The organism is Aurantimonas sp. C2-5-R2, from assembly GCF_036549495.1.
Taxonomy (GTDB): Bacteria; Pseudomonadota; Alphaproteobacteria; order Rhizobiales; family Rhizobiaceae; genus Aurantimonas; species Aurantimonas coralicida_A.
In genome coordinates this window covers 1-531 of sequence record NZ_JAZHLJ010000292.1, presented here as the reverse complement: position 1 = coordinate 531, position 531 = coordinate 1, and the positions used below count along the sequence as shown (strand labels likewise).

The window sequence follows — 531 nt, the reverse complement described above, 5'->3', positions numbered from 1 at the left end:
GCAGCCGGATTCCCCATGGGACTTACCATCGGGAGCCGATACCATGCCAACCTCCGCTCATCCAGCTATCCTGGCGCAGTGGATGGCGCCGTTTTCCGTCTTTTTCACCCGGCCTACCTTCCAGCACGTGCTCACGCTCGTCGCCGGCGCCATTCTCTCGCCCGGTCGGCGTACTGTCGCCGCGGCGCTCAGCATCATGGGCATGCGGGAAACGCCGAGCTTCACCAACTTCCATCGCGTCCTCAACCGCAATCGCTGGCCACCCCGCGCCCTGGCGCAGCGCTTGCTCACTCTGCTGGTTGCCGCGTTCGTGCCTGACGGGCCCGTCGTGATCGGGATCGACGAGACCATCGAGCGCCGCTGGGGGCCTCGGATCAAGGCCCGCGGCATCTATCGTGATCCGGTCCGCTCCAGCCATGGCCATTTCGTCAAGGCCAGCGGCCTGCGCTGGATCAGCGTCATGTTGCTTGCCCCAATCCCCTTCGCCGGAAGGGTTTGGGCCCTGCCGTTCCTGACCGCGCTGGCGCCGTC

The 531-nt window shown here is 66.3% G+C and carries 1 protein-coding gene; it reads left to right on the top strand.

The genetic code is table 11. From position 1 onward, the window contains the following. Nucleotides 1–82: 82 nt before the first annotated feature. The coding region (locus tag VQ044_RS25580; RefSeq protein WP_327651566.1) for a transposase at nucleotides 83–531 on the top strand (449 nt) is incomplete at its 3' end.